Here is a 17,528-nt window from a genome sequence, read left to right as displayed (position 1 = left end):
CGCGCGCCCGACGGAAGCGCCGGATTTCGATACGAAATCCGGTCCGAAATCTTTGAAAGATTTCGGCTCACCCGCGCGCCAGAAGCGCCTCGATCTCGGACCGCGCGGGCATCGAGGGCGCGGTGCCCGGCCGCGTCACCGAAATCCCCGCCCCCGCGCAGGCAAAACCCACCGCCTCGACCGGCGCCATGCCGCCTGCGAGGGCTGCCGCGAAAGCGCCGTTGAACGCGTCTCCGGCGCCCGTCGTCTCGACCACCGGCCCTGCGCTGACCGCAGGCACATGCACCGTCTGCCGTCCGTCATGGTACAGCGCTCCCTTCTCGCCCAGCGTGATGATCGCCACCCCCGCCCCCGCCGCTCGCAAGGCCCCGGCCGCGCGCGCCGCCTCTTCGACCGTACCGACCGGCAGGCCGGTCAGTGCCTCGGCCTCGGATTCATTCGGCGTCACATAGTCGCACAGCGCGAGCATCCCCTCGGGCAGAACCGCCGCCGGGGCGGGGTTGAGGATCGTCGTGACACCGGCCGCCCGCGCCAGGGTCAGCCCCGCCATCGCCGCCTCCATCGGCTGTTCCAGCTGCGTGACGAAAACCTCGGCACCCTCGATCAGCGCCCGCCGTACCGCGATGTCGCCCGGCCCGATGGTTCCCGCGATGCCCGGGCAGACGATGATCGCATTATTGCCGGTCGCCGCCTCGACAAAGATATAGGCCGCCCCGGTGTAGCTCTCGTCATGCTGGCTGACGGCCGGGATCACGCCCGCCTTCTTCCACGTGGCCAGCGCCATGTCGGCAAAGGGATCACGCCCGAGACGCGAGAGGAAATGCGTCTCGGCCCCCGCCATCGCCGCCGCGACCGCCTGGTTCGATCCCTTGCCGCCGGGGCCGAGCGCGAAGCTCTCGCCCATGATCGTCTCGCCCATCTTCGGCGCGCGCGCTGCGCGATAGGCGGTATCGGCGACAAAGACTCCCAAAACTACAACCTTGCCCATCGCTCACGCCTCCGGCGGGATCACACCCTTCCTGAGGATGAAACAGCCATAGAACCGCCGCTCGCCGGTCTGGATCACCGCATAGGCCGTCTTCGCGCGCTTATAAAAATCGAACCTTTCTATACCGATCATCGGCCTTTCTCGGCCTTCGGCTTGATCAATCTCTACCTGAACCTCTCGTTGCACCTTGGGCACGGCAGCCGCATCGCCCACCACCTCCATCCGGCCCGCGAAATCGTCGACGAACGTATCCAGCGGCAAGACCGACAGGATCGCGTTCATCGCCTGGGCACAGGTCAGGTTGTCCATGCGCAAAAGGCTCCCCAGCACGGTCTGGCGGGCAATGGAGTCTGACGGGAAGTTCGTGTCGGCCACCACAAGCGTATCGCCATGTCCCATCGCCCTCAGGGCGCCCAGCACCTCGGCATTCAGCCGCGGATCGATTCCCTTCAGCATCTCAGTCCCCTCCCAACCGGCGCCCGACCGCTTCGGCCAGCGCGAGCCCAAGCGTCCGGTGCATGTCCCTATCGTAATGAACCCCGTCCACGGGCGATACGGCAATCACCTCGCCCGCATCGAAGAAACCCGCGCCATGCCGCGCCGCCTCCCGCGCCACAGGCCCGGCCAGGGCGCGCGACCGCGCCGCCGCGCCCGCGAAAATCTCGGCCAGGCACCCCGCCTCCTCGACCGGCGGCGGCGCCACCACCAGAACATCCGGCGCCCCGCCCTGAGGCCCCGCGCCCGAGGCCCGGATCACCCGCACCAGCTTGCCCAGCGACAGGGCTATGTCGGCGGCCGAGACGGCGAACCGCGGCTTCAGATCGTTGGTGCCGAGCTTCAGGATCACCAGATCGACCGGCCGATGGCTTTCCAGCACCGCGGGCAGCACCGTCAGCCCGTTGCGGTGCGGCCCCTCGACCGGATCGTCATGCAGCGTCGTGCGCCCGGGCTGCCCCTCAGCGATCACCTCGAAACCCGGTCCAAGCGCCGCCGCCATCACCTCGGGCCAGCGCTCCGCCCTGGGAAGCCGGTCCAGATCGTCCAGCGTCGCCATCGGCATCGTGCCGTGGGTGTTGCTGTCGCCATAACAAAGGACCGTGCGCATGGGTCAGATCCGCTCGCCGCTCGCCGCATCGAAGAGATGCACATGCGCGGGCGCGGGCATCAGCCGCACCTCCTCGCCCGGCCTGAACGCATGGCGTTCGCGAAAGACCGCGATCACCTCCTGTCCGCCTGCACCCTCCGCGCCGAGGCGCGCGACCAGATGCGTCTCCGACCCGGTCGGCTCCACCACCGCAACCCGGGCCGGAATGCCCTGACCCGAGCGGATCAGATGTTCAGGCCGGATGCCGTAAATCACCTCGCGCCCTTCCGCCAGCCCTTCCATCGCGGGCAGCGGCATCAGTCCCGCGCCGATATCCACCCGCCAATCCTCACCCGCCCGCACCAGACGCCCCTTCAGGAGGTTCATCGCGGGCGAGCCGATGAAGCCCGCGACGAAGACATTCGCGGGCCGGTCATAGAGGTCGAGTGGCGCCCCCACCTGGGCGATATGGCCATCGCGCATCACCACGATCTTGTCGGCCATGGTCATCGCCTCGATCTGGTCGTGCGTGACATAGATCGTCGTCGTGCCAAGCCGCTGATGCAGCTCGCGAATCTCCGACCGCATCTGCACGCGCAGCTTCGCGTCGAGGTTCGACAGGGGCTCGTCGAACAGAAAGACCTTGGGTTCGCGCACGATCGCCCGCCCCATCGCCACGCGCTGCCGCTGCCCGCCCGACAGGGCGCGCGGATAGCGGTCGAGATAGGGTTCCAGCCCAAGGATCGCGGCCGCCTTCTTCACCCGCGCGTCGATTTCGGCCCTGTCCATCCGCGCCATCTTAAGCGCGAAGCCCATGTTGGCCGCGACCGTCTTGTGCGGATAAAGCGCGTAATTCTGGAAGACCATCGCAATGTCGCGCTCGGCGGGCGGCAGGTTGTTCACCACCTTGTCGCCGATCGAGATCGTGCCGCCCGAGATCGCCTCCAGCCCCGCCACCATCCGCAGAAGCGTCGATTTCCCGCAGCCGGACGGGCCGACCAGCACCAGGAACTGGCCATCCGCGATCTCGATATCGACGCCATGCACCACCTCATGACCGCCGTAGGATTTCCGCACCCCCCGGATTGCAACTTCCGCCATCCCGTCCCCTTCCCCCCGGCTTGCCAGTTCAGGGATAGCGCAGCGCTTTTCACCTGTCCACCGCCTGACCATACTAACATGCTAGTTCTTGACTCGCCCCGGCCGGACTGAGAAGCTTTCCCCGGCGTCCGGCGGGAACCGGACGGGGAGTACGCTGTTGGGTGTGCTGCGCCCGGCCGCAGGCCGGGTGGCCCGAATGCGGACACCCGAGGCCCCCGACCGATCGGGAGAACATGGGAGGACGACATGAAACCGGGACTTTACGATATGGCCGCGCGACAGGCGATGACGCGGCGGCGGCTGATGCAGGGCGTGGCGGCGATGGGCGGTGCCATGGCCATGTCGGGGCTGGGGCTCCGGCCCGCCGCCGCCGAGGACAATCTGCGCGCCCAGATCCTTGCGATCCCCGGCGTGGGGGCGGGCTCGCCCACTGACGCCGACTGGCAGAAGGTCGGCGAACTCTGCCTCGGCCCCACCAGGGCCAATGTCGCCGAGGGCGAGTTTGCGGGGATCGAACTGACCTTCATGGGGCTCAACAACCAGAACCTCCACAATGTCCTCTTCCGCGGTTTCCTGAAACCGTGGGAGGCCTATACCGGCGCCAAGATCAACTGGATCGACCTCGCCCAGGCCGACTACAACCCGCGCCTCCAGCAGGCGATCGCCACCGGCACCGTCGATTTCGACATCATCGAGATGGGCGCCCCGTTCGAGGGCGACACGGCCGGCAAGGGCCTGCTCGACCCGATGCCAGACTGGGTGAAGGACCAGATCGAGGCCGACGACCTCGTGGCCTACCTGCAACCGCCGGTCGGCACCTGGGACGGCAAGACCTACCGCATCACGATCGACGGCGACTGCCATACGCTCGCCTTCCGCAAGGACTATTTCGGCGACGGCGGCATCGGCGGGGCCGAGATGCCCAGGCATTGGGAAGATGTGAACGCGATGTCACTGGCGCTGAAGGGCCAGACCGACCCGCTGACCGGCCTTCCGGCCTATGGCTTCCTCGATCCCCTGAAGGGCTGGGGCGGCTTCGGCTTCTATTTCCTCGAAGACCGGGCCACGGCCTATGTGAAGCACCCGTCCGACCCCGCCTGGCTCTTCGACCCCGACACGATGAAGCCGCGCGTCAACAACCCGGGCTGGGTGCAGGCGATCCAGGATGTGATGGACCTGAACGCGGCGGGCGCCTATCCGGCCGACCAGATCAACGCCGACCCCGGCACCACCGCCTTCCAGCAGTTCCTTGCGGGCACCGGCGCGGCGCTGACCTGGTGGGGCGACGTCGGCTCTAACGCCCGCACGTCGGACACGTCGGTCGTGGGCGATGTCGTGGGCTTCGACATCAACCCCGGTGCGAAACGCGTCTACAACCACGCCGCCGGCGCCTGGGAAGAGACCGAGAATTTCGCCCCGAACCTCGCCTACCTCGGCTGGGGCGTCTATGTGACGAACCGCGTCTCGGGCGACGAGGCCAAGCGCAAGGCCGCCTGGTCGGCCGCCGCGCACCTGGGCGGCAAGGACATCTCGCTCTGGATGGCGGCCTATCCCTCGGGCTTCCAGCCCTACCGCAATTCCCACTTCATCTTCGAGGAATGGGAAGCGGCGGGCTACGACCGGGCCTTCGTCGAGGATTACCTCGGTTCGAACCGCGACAGCTACAACCATCCCAACGCCGCGATCGAACCGCGCATCCCCGGCATCTTCCAGTATTATTCGGTGGCCGAGGACGAACTCGCGAAGGGCTTCGCCGGACAATACGGATCGGCGCAGGAAACCGCGGACGCCATTGCCGCCGCCTGGGAAAAGATCACCGACCAGATCGGCCGCGACAGCCAGATCGCGCTTTACAAGGCGAGTTTGGGGATGTGAGGCGGGGATGGGCAGATTGCCCATCCTACGAGCCTGAGACATTGGCAGGGAGCGCAGTCCGCGCTCCCGCCGCATTCGCAAGCCGGGGCAGGATTTGAATACAGGCGACCTTCTCCACGTTGTCATCAACGACAATATCTCACCCGCCCGACGCGGCTTCGGGCGGATGATCCTCTGGGGCTCGGTCGCGCTCTTCTTGATCGTGGGCCTGCTGCAAGCCCTTCAGGCCGGTGGCCATCTGGACCTCGGCTTCCGGAACTGGCGCCCGACGCTTTACGCCTATGCGCTGATGTCGGCCTCGCTCTGCTGGGCGCAGGTGCTGATCCGGGGCGAACAGGGCAAGCGGGTGCTCTTCGTTCTGCCTGCGGTCCTCTTCGTCCTCTCGCTCGCGATCATTCCGCTCGTTTTCGGCCTCATCATCGCCTTTTCCAACTGGAACCTCTCCTCGCCGCTCGGCCGCCAGTTCAACGGCCTCGACAATGTCCGCCAGATGTGGGGCGACCCGTTCTACTGGAACGCCCTTCGCAACATGGTCTGGTACTGCCTCGCGATCCTTGTCGAATATGCCGTGGCCTTCGGCCTCGCCCTTCTGCTGAACGCCGAAATCCGCGCGCGGAAGTTCTTCCGCGTGGCCTTCCTCCTGCCGCTCATGCTCTCGCCCGTCGCGGTCAGCTGGATGATCGGCAAGTCGATGACCGAAATCCGCTTCGGCCCCATCGCCCGCCTCGCCCGCGCCCTCGGGTGGGACAATCCGTCCTTCTTCGGCACGCCGGAAATGGCGCGCACGACGATCATGCTGATGGACGCCTGGACCTATATCCCCTTCATGATGATCATGCTGCTGGCCGGGCTGCAGGCGATCCCGAAGGAACTGCAGGAAGCGGCGAAGGTCGACGGCGCCAGGGGCTGGCGCGCCTTCTGGGAAGTGACCTTCCCGCTCATGCTGCCGGTCTCCGTCACTGCGCTGATGATCCGGCTGATCTTCAAGCTGAAGCTCGCCGACATCGTCATCAACGTCACCTCGGGCGGCCCGGGCGGCGCGACCGACAGCGTCACCAGCTTCATCTTCCGCGAATATCGCGACCGCTCGAACGTGGGTTACGGCACGCTACTGGCCATCGTCTACCTCGTCTTCATCATCATCGCGATGCTCGGGCTATTGAAGCTGGCCGACCGCTGGCTCCGGCCGCAGACATGAGGCCCGACAGATGACCCAGATATTCAAGGACAGCGACACCGACCTCGCCCACAAGGCGAAATGGTTCACCGGACGCCTCGCCATCTATGGTGCGCTGTCGCTTTGGGCCTTCGTCGCGCTTTTCCCGATCTACTGGACGCTGACGACCTCGTTCAAGAAGGCGCCCGACGTGATGAAGGGGGCGATGTTGCCCTGGATCGACTACGGGCCCGACTGGCTGGGGTGGAAGTCGCTCGGCCTCTCGCCCGCCACCATCGGGCAGGACTCCACCGTGCGCGCCGAATTCCTCGGCCGCTTCATGAACTCGCTGACGATCTCTGTCTCCGCCTCGATCCTCGCCGTCATCCTCGGCTCCCTCGCGGCCTATGGGCTGTCGCGCTTTTCCTACAAATTCCTGTGGATGAGGAATTCCGACATTTCCTTCTTCTTCCTCAGCCAGCTGATCCTGCCGCCCGTGGTGCTCGCGCTGCCGTTCCTCGTCCTCTACAAGGAGCTCGCCCTTCTCGACAGCCGCATCGGCCTGATCCTCCTTTATACTCTGACCGTCCTGCCCATCGTCGTCTGGATCATGCGCGACCAGTTCGCGGGCATCCCGACCGAGCTGGAGGAGGCGGCCCTCGTCGATGGCCTGTCGATCTGGGGCGCCTTCCTGACCATCGTCCTGCCCATCGCCCTGCCCGGCATGGTGGCGGCGCTGATCCTGTCGCTCGTCCTGACCTGGAACGAATATTTCTTCGCGGCCCTCCTCACCTCGACGCACGCCAACACGCTGCCGGTGATGGTGGCGAGCCAGACCGGCAGCCAGGGCATCAGCTGGTGGTCGATGGCGGCACTCTCATGGGCGGCGATCCTGCCCTTGATCGTGATCGGCGTCCTTCTGGAACGCTATATCATCAAGGGCATGGCGGCGGGCGCCGTGAAATAGGCCCGGCGCGAGGAGTGCCCGAAGGGCTTCGACGAGCCCTGCGCCCGAGGCTCAGATGCGCACGCCCTTGCGCGCCGCCAGATCGGTGAAGAACTGCCAGGCCACCCGGCCCGACCGCGCGCCGCGCGTTGCCTGCCATTCGATCGCCTCGGCGCGCAGCTCCTCCTCGCCCACCACGACACCATGGGCCTCGCAATAGCCCCGGATCATCGCGAGATATTCGTCCTGCGAACAGGGATGAAAGCCCAGCCACAGGCCGAACCGGTCGGAAAGCGAGACCTTCTCCTCCACCGCCTCCGACGGGCTGATCGCGGTCGAGCGTTCATTCTCGATCATGTCGCGCGGCATCAGATGCCGCCGGTTCGAAGTGGCATAGAAGATCACGTTCTGGGGCCGCCCCTCGATCCCGCCATCCAGAACCGCCTTCAGTGCCTTGTAATGCTGGTCGTCATGGCTGAAGGACAGGTCATCGCAGAACAGAAGGAAGCGACGGTCAGGCGCGGCACGCAGATGCGTGAGCAGCCGACCGATCGACGGCAGGTCCTCGCGGCTCAGTTCAACGATCGCCAGCGCCAGCCCCTGCCGCAGGACGTCCGCATGGACCGCCTTGACCAGCGAGGATTTCCCCATCCCCCGCGCGCCCCACAGAAGCGCATTGTTCGCGGGAAGGCCGCGCGCGAAATGCAGCGTATTGGCCAGAAGCGTGTCGCGCGCCCGATCGATGCCCACCAGAAGCGGCAGATCGACCCGGTTGACCTCTGGCACCGGGTCCAGCCGGTCCGGCCCGGTGTGCCACACAAAGGCATCGGCCGACGTGAAGTCGGGCGCCGCCCCCGGCACAGGCGCCAGCCGTTCCAGCGCCGCCGCGATCCTGGCGAGGTCGTGCTCGCTCACGCCCCCTCCTCCTCATCCTCGACCCAGGTGCCATCGGCCCGCGCCTGCGCCTCGCGGTCGCGCTCGAACTTCTGCACGAAGAGGATCGAGATTTCATAGAGCGGATAGACCGCGGCAAAGAGGATGATCTGCGAGAAGATGTCGGGCGGCGTCACGATGGCGGACACCGCAAGGATGCCGACGACCGCATATTTCCGCGTATGTTTCAGCCCCCTGGACGAGATCAGCCCCGCCCGCCCCATCAGCGTCAGGAGGACCGGCAGCTGGAAGCACAGGCCGAAGGCCATCACGAAGGTCATGGTCAGCGAGAGATAGGCCTCGATCGAACCCTGATAGACGACGCCCGTCGGCACCGCGCCCAGCGCGCTGCCCCCCGATGCCGCCTGCTCCTGAAACGTGTCGGCAAAACCGAGGAAGAAGGTGAAGGCGAAGGGCAGGATCACGAAATAGGCAAACGCCCCGCCCATGAAGAACATCACAGGAGAGGCCACGAGGAACGGCAGGAAGGCGTTCTTTTCCGACCGGTAGAGGCCCGGCGCCACGAAACGCCACATCTGGTAGGCGATGATCGGGAATGCCATCGCGAACCCGCCCCAGAGCGCGATGCGGATGGCGACGAAGAAGCCTTCCTGCATCTTGATCAGCACGAGGCGGCATTCCTCGCCGCGCTCGGCCAGCACCTGGCACATCGGATGCGACAGGATGTTGAAGATCGGCTGCCAGATCACATAGCCGAGGATGAAACAGAGCGCGTAGACACTGATCGAGATCAGGACGCGGTTCCTCAGCTCTTTCAGATGCTCGATCAGCGGCTGGGCGGTATCGTCGATCGTGTCGTTGGCGCTCATGCGTCAGGGGCCTTCTTCGCGCGCGGTTTGACGGCGGCTTTCACCGCAGGCTTGGTGGCAGTCTTTTCGGCAGCCTTGGTGGCGGGTTTCCTCGCGGGTTTCGCGGCGGCGGTGGCGGTGGCGGTGGCGGCGCTGCGCGTGCGCCCCGGCTTCTTGACCGCCGCTCCTGCAACCGTCAGATCACCGGCATCGACCGCCTTGAGCTTGGCACCCATCTCCTCGATCACCGCCTTGCGCGCCGCCTGCTTGTCGCGCAGCGCCTTGGTCGCGGGCCCCTCCGGGGCTGCCGCAGCGGCTTCCGCCGGCGGAGCGGCATCGGCCGTTTTCGCGGCAGCGGCCGCCGACGCCGCCTTCGCGGCCGGTTTGGCGGATTTCAGCGGATCCCATTTCTCGAACTTGTCGGCCGCATCCTTGACCGCCGTGATACCAAGGCTCTTGGCCGAGGTCGCGGCCTTGAGATCCTTGGCCACGTCGTTCACACCCGATTCGCGCGCCGCCTGATCCATGGCGCGCTGGAACTCGCGCGCCATCGACCGGATCTTCGCGGTGAAACGGCCAAGCTGCCGGAACATTTCCGGCAGGTCCTCAGGCCCGATGACGATCAGCGCCACCACACCGATGACCAGAAGCTCCATCCAGCCGATATCGCCAAACATGACGCGTTCCCTTCAGGGCTAAGGGCCTGTCAGGCCTTGTCCTTTTCCTCGGGCGTCACGTCCTTGGCGGTCGAGGCCGCCTCGCGCTCGATCTCCTCGGTGCCGTCCTTGACGCCCTTCTTGAACGCGGTGATGCCCTTGCCCACCTCGCCCATGAGCGAGCTGACCTTGCCGCGCCCGAAAAGCACCAGAACCACCACGGCGATCAACAGAAGCTGCCAGGGTCCCATTTGCATGTCTTCATCCTCCGGATAGGCCGCCCTCTGCGACCGTCGCCCCTGATCTAGTCCCGCGCGCGGTCCGATCAAAGGGCCAATCTGCATGTCACCCTCGCGATACCCGGTTCAGGTCGATGCTACTGCTGACAGGTTTATGTCAGTTGTCCTCTTCTATAGCCAAGCCGTCGCTTGAAGAAAAGGAGACCGACATGACCCAGACCCTCACCGCCGAGATCGTGACATTCCGAGCCGCACATGGCCTCAGCGCCGACGAGGTGCGGGCCCGTGCTTCGGGCGTCACCGAATGGCTCGAACGCCAGCCCGGCTTCATCGCCCGCACCCTCAGCCGCGCAGAGGACGGCACCTGGATGGACCATGTCCTATGGGCCAGCCGCGCCGAGGCGCAGGCGGCAGGCGAGGCCTTCATGGCAGAACCGTCCGCCGCGCCCTTCATGCAGGCGATCCAGCCCGCCAGCGTCGCGATGATCCATGCCGAGGTGGCGCTTCGCCGCACCGCCATGATGACCGAGGCTTGACGCGCGCCCCGGCGCGGTCATGCTTTGACCCATGCGCTCGGACCGGCTCTTCGACCTGATCCAGATTCTCAGGGACGGAAAACTCCACCGCGCGGCGGACCTCGCCGCGCGGCTCGAGGTTTCAACGCGCACGATCTGGCGCGACATGGGCACCCTGCAGGCCTCGGGCCTGCCGGTCGAAGGCGAACGCGGCGTGGGCTATATGCTGACCGCGCCGATCACCCTGCCCCCGGTCGCGCTGACGCTGCAGGAGATGGAGGCGCTGCGCCTCGGCATCGCACTGGTGGCCAGCGCCGCCGACGCAGGGCTTTCCTACGCCGCACACACGCTCGGTCAGAAGATCGCCGCCGTTTCGCCCGCCGCGGGCAACCTGCCGCCCGTCGATACATTCGTCTTCGCCGGACCCGAGGCACAGAAGGCCGCGCCCCACCTGCCGCCGCTGCGCGCCGCGATCTCGGCCTGCGAAAAGCTCGACATGACCTACCGCGACCTTGCGGGACGCGAGAGTCTCAGGCGCATCAGGCCCCTGCAGCTCGAATATTGGGGCCGGGTCTGGACCGCGACCGCCTGGTGCGAGAGGCGCCGCGATTTCCGCAGTTTCCGCGTCGACCTGATCCGCCATCTCGCACCGACCGGCGAGACATTCAGCGCCGAACCCGGAAAGACGCTCGCCGATTTCAAGGCACGTATGGCGACCGCCCCGAGCACCTCCTCCCAGAGCACCTCCTCGTCGCCCTGACGGGCGCTCGTCGGGCCAGGCACCCCGAGGAGCGCCGAAGGCGACGACGAGGCTATACCCTGGGAAAGATGAAACAGCGGTCGCGCCTGAGCATCAGCCACATGGCGGTGCCCGGTTTCGGCAGAAAGACCGCAGGCACCGTTGCCTTCAGGCTGGCGCCGCCATCCTCAAGCCGGAACTCGACCAGGCTCTCGCGGCCCAGAAACCGCGCCCGCTCCACCACCGCCCGCGCCGCCGTCCCGTCCTGCGGCGTCGGCAGCGGACCGCGCCCATTGCGGTCGAAATCGATCTTCAGATGCTGGGGGCGGATGACGATATCGACGGCCGTGCCGTCCGGCACGCCCGGCGTGAGGAATTCGCCGAAGGGCGTCGCGGTCAGCGCCCCCCGCACCTCGCCCTCCAGTACGTTGATATCGCTGAAGAAAGCCGCCGCCGCCCGATCAACCGGCGCATTGTAGATATTGTAGGGCGCGCCCCGCTGCACGATCCGCCCGGCGCGCATCAGCAAGATCTCGTCGGCCATCCGCATCGCCTCGTGCGGCTCGTGCGTGACCAGCAGCACCGCCGTCCCCTCTTCCTTCAGAAGCGCCAGCGTCTCGTCGCGGATGCCATCGCGCAGCCGCTCGTCGAGACCCGAGAAGGGCTCGTCCATCAGAAGGGTGCGCGGGCGCGGCGCGAGCGCGCGCGCCAGCGCAACGCGCTGCTGTTCGCCGCCCGACAGTTCATGCGGATATTTCCGCCCGAAGCCTGAAAGCTTCACCCGCTCCAAGAGCCCGCCGATCCGCGCCGCGCGGTCCGGCGCATGGCGCGCCAGCCCGAAACCCACATTCTCCGCCACCGTCAGATGGGGAAAAAGCGCGAAATCCTGAAACATCAGCCCGATCGCGCGGCGTTCCGGCGGAATGCGGAAGACCGTGTCGCACACCAGCGAGCCGTCCACGAATATCTTGCCCGCGTCCTGCATCTCGACGCCCGCGATCATCCGCAAGGTCGTCGACTTGCCACAGCCCGACGGGCCGAGCAGGCAGGTCACCTGCCCCGCCGGAATGGTGAAAGAGACATCATCAACCACCCGCCGCCCGCCAAAGGCGCGGGTCAGGCTCTGCACCTCAAGCCGCCGGGTCTGATCGCTCACTTGTCCGTCCTTGCCCGCCCCGCCCATCCCTTAGAGAAAATGTCGGGCTTTCCGACCCGATAGCAGGGCTGCCCGGTCCCGGCAAGCGACAGGGGCAAGCTTGCGCTCACAAAGTGGCATTCATCGCGCCACCGTCCAGCAGGATATTCTGCCCGACGATGAAGCCCGCATGCTGTGAACAGAGAAACGCGCAGGTAGCACCGAATTCCGCCGCCGTCCCGTAACGCCGCGCCGGGATCGTCGCCATCCGCTCCGCCGCCGCCGCCTCCATCGAGATGCCCTTCGCCTTCGATACACCTGCGTCGAGCGATACCGCCCGGTCGGTCGCATGGATGCCGGGCAGAAGGTTGTTGATCGTCACGCCCTCGGGCGCCACCTGCCGCGCCGTGCCCGCGACAAAGCCGGTCAGCCCGGCGCGGGCCGCGTTTGAGAGCCCCAGCTGCGGGATCGGCGCCTTCACCGACTGAGAGGTGATGTTGACCACCCGCCCCCAACGCTTCGCGATCATCCCCGGCAGCGCCCATTGCATCAGGGCAATCGGCGTCAGCATGTTGGCATCAAGCGCCCGAAGGAAATCCTCGCGCGACCAGTCCGACCACATCCCCGGCGGCGGCCCGCCCGCATTCGTCACCAGAATATCGACCGCGCCCGCCGCCGCCAGAACCGCCGCCCGCGCGCCCACATCGGTGATGTCCCCCGCCACTGTCGTGACCGTCACGCCATGCGCCGCCCGGATCGCCGCCGCCGTCGCCTCAAGCGCCTCGGTGCCGCGCGCATTGATCACCAGATCGACCCCCGCCGCCGCCAGTGCCTCGGCGCAGCCCCGGCCCAAACCTTTCGAGGCCGCCGTCACCAGCGCGCGTTTACCCCTGATTCCAAGATCCATCCTATCCTCCCTGTGACAAAGAAGACTGCCCGGACGCGCCGCCTCTGACCAGAGGCGACTTGACGCTAGTGCGGTTCCGGCGCAAGGGAGCGGCATGGAGGAGCAAGGCATCATCAGACCCGGCCCCGCGATCCAGGCCTATCAGGCCGGGGCGATCCGTGTCGTGGTCGGCGCCAACCTGCGCGATCCCGTAGGGGGGGTCGAGGATGTGGCGCTTGGCGATGTCTACCGGCTGAAGCCCGAAGCGCGCACGAAGCGTCTGGTGCTGGCGCTCGGCGGCACGCCCGGCGCGGCCCAGCAGGTGGCTCCGGGCTCCGATGTCGGCCGCCCCGGCGACCTCGTCCACCCGCTCGCCGTCCTGACCTTCCTTGCCCCCGACGGCGAAAGGCTCGCGCTCGTCACCGCCTGGCATGAGGCGTCCGAAACGACTTTCGCCATGCCGCTGTCACCGATGATGCCGGGCGTCGAATATACGCTGGTCGAGGCACACCGTGATTTCGCGGGGCTGCGGCTCGGCGATGTGATCTGCGTTTCCTTCGCTGCCGGAACGCTTATCACCCGCCCCGGCGGGGCACCCGAAGCGATCGAGCGGCTGAGGATCGGCGATCCGGTCCTGACCCGCGACAATGGCCCCCAGCCGATCCGCTGGATCGGCAAGGCGAGCTTGCGCGCCGCCGGGTCCTTCGCGCCCGTGGTCATCTCTGCGGGCACGCTCGGCAACATTGGCGAACTGGTGGTCAGCCCGCATCACCGCATCTTCCTTTATCAGCGCGGCGCCCGCCGCCTTGGCGCCACCGCCGAAGTGCTGGTGCAGGCCAAGCACCTCGTCGATGGCGACCGGGTCTGGCGGCGCGAAGGCGGTTTCGTCGACTATTACAGCCTCGTCTTCGACCGGCACGAGATCATCTTCGCCGAAGGCGTCGCCGCCGAAAGCCTGATGGTGAACGAGGAAACCGTGCGCCTTCTGCCTGACGAACTCGCCGACGACCTGCGCACCCGCTTCCCGGGCCTCAGACAAAGCCAGTATTACGGCACCGAGGCCGGCGCACACGCGCTGGAAAGCCACGGACGCCAGCATTTCTTCCGCCCCGAGCGCAAGTTCTGACCGGTTTCGCTTGACTTCCCGGCCGTTTGCCCCCATGTCCCCGCTGTCCAGTGCCGCTGCCGCGTGAGCAGTCGCGCCCCAGAGCGAGGCGCAAGAGGCCGGACGAAAGGTTCCCAAATCACGCGGGGGTCCAGTGGCCATGATGGGCCACGCCCCGCCCGATACCGTCGCCCGATATGCGGGCTGGCGGCCTTTTTTCTCTTCGGCGCCGAACCGCGCCAGACAGGACCATACGTGACCACGACTTTCGCCACGCTCGGCATCGCGCCGCGCATCCTTGAAAACCTCGCGCCCATCGGGCTGACCACTCCCACGCCGATCCAGACCCGGGCGATCCCCGAACTGCTGAAGGGCCGCGACCTTCTGGGCCTTGCCCAGACCGGCACCGGCAAGACCGCGGCCTTCGGCCTGCCGATCCTCTCGGCTCTCCTCGCCATCGGCAAACGTCCTCTGCCGAAAACCGCCCGCGCCCTCATCCTCGCGCCTACCCGCGAGCTTGCCACCCAGATCACCGAAAACCTGCAGGCCTTCGCCGCCGAAACCCCGGTGCGCACCGCCCGCGTGGTGGGCGGCGCCTCGATCAACGCCCAGGCCGACCGTCTGGCACGCGGCACCGATATCCTCGTCGCCACCCCGGGCCGCCTGCTCGACCTTCTCGACCGCAAGGCGATCTCGCTTGCCGAAGTCCGCTTCCTCGTCCTCGACGAGGCCGACCAGATGCTCGACACCGGCTTCATCCATGCGCTGCGCAAGATCGCCCGCCTTCTGCCCGCCGAACGCCAGACCATGCTCTTCTCGGCCACCATGCCGAAACTGATCGAGGAACTGGCCCAGACATACCTCAAGGATCCGGTCCGCGTGGAAGTCACGCCCCCCGGCAAGCCCGTCGACCGGATCGACCAGGGCGTGCATTTCGTCAACCAGGGCGAAAAGGCGAAACTCCTCTCCGATTACCTCGGCGAGCATCTGCAGGAACGCGCCCTGGTCTTCGCCCGCACCAAGCATGGCTCCGACAAGCTCTGCCGGCTTCTCGAAAGCTGGGGGTTCGGCGTCGCCGCGATCCATGGCAACAAGAGCCAGAACCAGCGTGAAAAGGCGCTTGCCGCCTTCCGCGCCGGTGAAATCAAGGTGCTGGTCGCAACCGACGTCGCCGCGCGCGGCATCGACATCCCCGACGTGAAGCATGTCTACAACTACGACCTGCCGAACGTGCCGGAAAACTACGTCCACCGCATCGGCCGCACCGGTCGCGCAGGCAAGGACGGCCGCGCCGTCGCCTTCTGCTCGCCGATGGAATTCGCCGAACTGCGGTCCATCGAAAAGACCATGGCACAGCCGATCCCGGTGATCGGCGGCGAGATCCCGGCCGAGGCCGCCAAGGTCGACAACCGCAACCGCAATGGTCAGCGGCAAGGTGCCCGACCGGGCCAGAACCAGGGACAGAAGCATGGCGGGAAGACCGCCGATGGCCAGCACAAACGCCCCGCCCGGCGCCCCTCGCGCCGCCCGAAATCGGCCCAGCAGGGCGCGGCGCATGGCGGCGCGTCTGCCCCGGTGCGCGCCAAGCAACACTGATCAGGGACGCAGCTGGTTCAGAACGGAACCGGCTGGCCCGCCCAATCCTCGAACACGCCGCTTGTCGCGGGCGACAGCGCCTCGATCCGCGCCATCAGTCCGCCAACCGACTGTGCAACGGTGATCTCGGCCGACGATCCGCCCATGTCGGTCTTCACCCAGCCCGGGTGATAGAGGCCGACCGCGATCCCCTCGGGCCGAAGGTCGGTCGCCAGATTGCGCCCCAGATTCACCGCCGCCGCCTTCGAGGCCCGGTAGATATAGCTTCCCCCCGGCGCCCGCGTGCTCGACCCCATGGCCGAGGCGAGGATCGCGATCTTCGCCCCGCTCGCCCGCCGCAGCGCGGGCAGGAAGGCCTCGATGGTCAGGAAGACCCCGGTCACATTGACCGCGAACCCCTCGGCCCACAGATCCGGCGCCGCGCCACGCGGCAAGACGCCTGCATTGCAGATCAGAAGATCGAGCGGCCCCGCGCCAAAGGTCTCTGCCGCCGCAGCGACGGACGCCGGATCGCGCACATCCATGCCGATCTCACCCGCGCCCGGCCTGCCGCGCACCGTACCCGTCGCCTCATCGCCCCGTTCGCGATAGGCGGCCAGAAGGCCTGCGCCTATCCCGCGCCCAGCCCCGGTGATCAGCACCCGCATCGGCCTCTCCCCTGTTTGAAAAGTCAGTTCACCTTGCGCGCGGGCATGAACGGCAGGGGCGCGACCGGCACGCCCTCCTCGATCAGCTTCTTCGCCTCGTCGCCCCGCGCCTCGCCATAGATCGACCGGTGCGGCCGCTCGCCCTCATGCATCGCCCGCGCCTCGGCCGCGAAATTGAGCCCGACATATTCGGAATTTTCCTCGACCTGACGGCGCATCGCGGCGAGCGCCGCCTCGACCTCGCTCGCGGGGCGCTGAAGCGGCTTGGCCGCTTCCGTCCCGTGGCTGACCGCAGGGGCCATCAGATCCTTCGCCACCTTCACCGACCCGCAGACCGAACAGGCGACCATCCCGGCCGCCTGCAACCTGTCGAACGCGTCGGACGATTTGAACCAGCTTTCAAAGCCGTGGTCCTGATCGCAGGTAAGCCGGTAACGGATCATGGTCCTTCACGCGCAAGAATATCGAATCTGACGTGACAGAGATGGCGATTTTCCCGGCGGTTTCAACCTTTTCCCGCAGCCGCCCCGGTTTCCGACGGCGGGCGAAACGCTGCAAGCAGGCTTTTCAGCTCCGGCTCCGCCACGGCTATCGACGCTGCCTCGGGGCTGAACCATTCGCGCCGCCTGATCCCCATCTCGGGGAAGGCATAGCTGAGGTAATTCACCTCGACCGCATGCACGCTGACCCGGCAGGGGATCGCGGCCCCCGCGGGCATCGCCTTGTCGTAGGAATAGGCGCCCGCCTCGCCGGGGATGAGCCGGCCGATGACGCCCGCCTCCTCATGCGCCTCGCGCAAGGCCGAGGCGCCGCCCTCTTCCTTCTTCTTGGGCCAGCCCTTGGGCAGCACCCAGCGCCCGGTGTCGCGGCTGGTCACCAGAAGGATCTCGCACGCCTCGCCGCCCGCCCGCCGATAGCAGAGCGCGGCATGCTGGCGGGCACGGCCCGCGCCACTGGTGCGTTTCCCTTCCTTCATTTCTGCTCTTCCGGGGTCTTGGCGCCCCGGTCCCTGCCTCAGTCTACGTGGGTCCCGGTATGTAACGATTTTGTAACAGGCTAGCAGGATTGGCGCCTTATGCCACCCCTTGAGGCAGCTTCCGCCCGCAAGCTTTCGAAAA

General features: G+C 66.9%; 20 protein-coding genes. 7 read left to right on the top strand and 13 right to left on the bottom strand.

The features are described from left to right. Positions 1-67: 67 nt before the first annotated feature. Genes P0645_RS00375 through P0645_RS00360 form a run of 4 tightly spaced genes read right to left on the bottom strand, consistent with a single transcriptional unit; the run spans position 68 to position 3,173 of the window. Positions 68-988 carry a ribokinase gene (locus P0645_RS00375; protein ID WP_284162560.1) on the bottom strand — a complete coding sequence of 307 codons (921 nt, stop codon included), beginning with the start codon at positions 986-988 and terminating at the stop codon, positions 68-70. Positions 989-991: 3 nt separating this feature from the next. After that, a complete protein-coding gene (locus tag P0645_RS00370; RefSeq protein ID WP_284162559.1) occupies positions 992-1,444 on the bottom strand; it encodes an RbsD/FucU family protein in 453 nt (150 codons plus the stop codon). A 1-nt stretch (position 1,445) separates the two neighbouring features. Further along, positions 1,446-2,093, bottom strand: coding sequence for an SGNH/GDSL hydrolase family protein (locus P0645_RS00365; RefSeq protein WP_284162558.1), 648 nt, complete (start codon positions 2,091-2,093; stop codon positions 1,446-1,448). A gap of 3 nt (positions 2,094-2,096) precedes the next feature. Continuing rightward, a complete protein-coding gene (locus tag P0645_RS00360; RefSeq protein WP_284162557.1) occupies positions 2,097-3,173 on the bottom strand; it encodes an ABC transporter ATP-binding protein in 1,077 nt (358 codons plus the stop codon). Positions 3,174-3,419: 246 nt separating this feature from the next. On the opposite strand from P0645_RS00360, the gene P0645_RS00355 reads away from it, so the two are divergent. The 3 genes from P0645_RS00355 to P0645_RS00345 all read left to right on the top strand — a co-directional run bounded on the left by P0645_RS00355 (position 3,420) and on the right by P0645_RS00345 (position 7,171). Next, positions 3,420-5,048, top strand: a complete 1,629-nt coding sequence (locus tag P0645_RS00355) for an extracellular solute-binding protein (RefSeq protein ID WP_284162556.1) — start codon at positions 3,420-3,422, stop codon at positions 5,046-5,048. A gap of 94 nt (positions 5,049-5,142) precedes the next feature. Then, positions 5,143-6,246 carry a carbohydrate ABC transporter permease gene (locus P0645_RS00350; RefSeq protein WP_284162555.1) on the top strand — a complete coding sequence of 368 codons (1,104 nt, stop codon included), beginning with the start codon at positions 5,143-5,145 and terminating at the stop codon, positions 6,244-6,246. A 10-nt stretch (positions 6,247-6,256) separates the two neighbouring features. After that, positions 6,257-7,171 carry a carbohydrate ABC transporter permease gene (locus P0645_RS00345; protein WP_284162554.1) on the top strand — a complete coding sequence of 305 codons (915 nt, stop codon included), beginning with the start codon at positions 6,257-6,259 and terminating at the stop codon, positions 7,169-7,171. Positions 7,172-7,222: 51 nt separating this feature from the next. Here the strand turns inward: P0645_RS00345 and P0645_RS00340 are convergent, their stop codons facing one another. Genes P0645_RS00340 through tatA form a run of 4 tightly spaced genes read right to left on the bottom strand, consistent with a single transcriptional unit; the run spans position 7,223 to position 9,805 of the window. Then, entirely contained in the window at positions 7,223-8,065 is an 843-nt protein-coding gene (locus P0645_RS00340) for an ATP-binding protein (RefSeq protein ID WP_284162553.1), read from the bottom strand. Then, positions 8,062-8,913, bottom strand: coding sequence for a twin-arginine translocase subunit TatC (tatC, locus tag P0645_RS00335; protein WP_284162552.1), 852 nt, complete (start codon positions 8,911-8,913; stop codon positions 8,062-8,064). The genes P0645_RS00340 and tatC overlap by 4 nt, the downstream gene beginning before the upstream one ends. Continuing rightward, complete coding sequence (tatB, locus tag P0645_RS00330) at positions 8,910-9,569, bottom strand: Sec-independent protein translocase protein TatB (protein ID WP_284162551.1); 660 nt, start codon at positions 9,567-9,569, stop codon at positions 8,910-8,912. Before tatB ends, tatC begins: the two co-directional genes overlap by 4 nt. Before the next feature lie 29 nt (positions 9,570-9,598). Next, the gene (gene tatA / locus P0645_RS00325) at positions 9,599-9,805 is read right to left on the bottom strand and encodes a twin-arginine translocase TatA/TatE family subunit (protein ID WP_284162550.1); all 207 of its coding nucleotides are present in this window, start codon (positions 9,803-9,805) and stop codon (positions 9,599-9,601) included. Between the two features lie 191 nt (positions 9,806-9,996). Here tatA and P0645_RS00320 point away from each other — a divergent pair, with 191 nt between their 5' ends. Together P0645_RS00320 and P0645_RS00315 are read left to right on the top strand one after the other, a co-directional pair. Next, complete coding sequence (locus P0645_RS00320; protein WP_284162549.1) at positions 9,997-10,323, top strand: hypothetical protein; 327 nt, start codon at positions 9,997-9,999, stop codon at positions 10,321-10,323. A 31-nt stretch (positions 10,324-10,354) separates the two neighbouring features. After that, on the top strand, positions 10,355-11,062 hold the full coding sequence (locus tag P0645_RS00315) for a helix-turn-helix transcriptional regulator (RefSeq protein ID WP_284162548.1): 708 nt from the start codon (positions 10,355-10,357) through the stop codon (positions 11,060-11,062). 52 nt (positions 11,063-11,114) lie between these two features. Here the strand turns inward: P0645_RS00315 and P0645_RS00310 are convergent, their stop codons facing one another. Both P0645_RS00310 and P0645_RS00305 read right to left on the bottom strand, forming a co-directional pair. Next, positions 11,115-12,197: an ABC transporter ATP-binding protein gene (locus tag P0645_RS00310; protein ID WP_502854672.1), complete on the bottom strand. Its 1,083-nt coding sequence runs from the start codon at positions 12,195-12,197 to the stop codon at positions 11,115-11,117. A gap of 106 nt (positions 12,198-12,303) precedes the next feature. Further along, positions 12,304-13,083, bottom strand: coding sequence for an SDR family oxidoreductase (locus P0645_RS00305; RefSeq protein WP_284162545.1), 780 nt, complete (start codon positions 13,081-13,083; stop codon positions 12,304-12,306). A 94-nt stretch (positions 13,084-13,177) separates the two neighbouring features. Between P0645_RS00305 and P0645_RS00300 the strand changes: the two genes are divergently transcribed. Together P0645_RS00300 and P0645_RS00295 are read left to right on the top strand one after the other, a co-directional pair. Continuing rightward, positions 13,178-14,188: a Hint domain-containing protein gene (locus P0645_RS00300; RefSeq protein ID WP_284162544.1), complete on the top strand. Its 1,011-nt coding sequence runs from the start codon at positions 13,178-13,180 to the stop codon at positions 14,186-14,188. Positions 14,189-14,422: 234 nt separating this feature from the next. After that, the gene (locus tag P0645_RS00295; RefSeq protein WP_284162543.1) at positions 14,423-15,763 is read left to right on the top strand and encodes a DEAD/DEAH box helicase; all 1,341 of its coding nucleotides are present in this window, start codon (positions 14,423-14,425) and stop codon (positions 15,761-15,763) included. A 17-nt stretch (positions 15,764-15,780) separates the two neighbouring features. On the opposite strand, the gene P0645_RS00290 is transcribed toward P0645_RS00295, so the two are convergent. The 3 genes from P0645_RS00290 to P0645_RS00280 form a co-directional block, all read right to left on the bottom strand. Beyond that, positions 15,781-16,410, bottom strand: coding sequence for an SDR family oxidoreductase (locus P0645_RS00290; RefSeq protein WP_284162542.1), 630 nt, complete (start codon positions 16,408-16,410; stop codon positions 15,781-15,783). A gap of 23 nt (positions 16,411-16,433) precedes the next feature. Continuing rightward, entirely contained in the window at positions 16,434-16,853 is a 420-nt protein-coding gene (locus P0645_RS00285) for a DUF1178 family protein (protein WP_284162541.1), read from the bottom strand. Positions 16,854-16,915: 62 nt separating this feature from the next. Then, positions 16,916-17,386, bottom strand: a complete 471-nt coding sequence (locus P0645_RS00280) for an NUDIX hydrolase (RefSeq protein ID WP_284162540.1) — start codon at positions 17,384-17,386, stop codon at positions 16,916-16,918. Positions 17,387-17,528: the final 142 nt, after the last annotated feature.

The sequence above is a fragment of the Frigidibacter sp. SD6-1 genome (assembly GCF_030143255.1).
Lineage (GTDB): Bacteria > Pseudomonadota > Alphaproteobacteria > Rhodobacterales > Rhodobacteraceae > TMP-24.
This window is presented reverse-complemented; position numbering and strand designations above follow the sequence as displayed.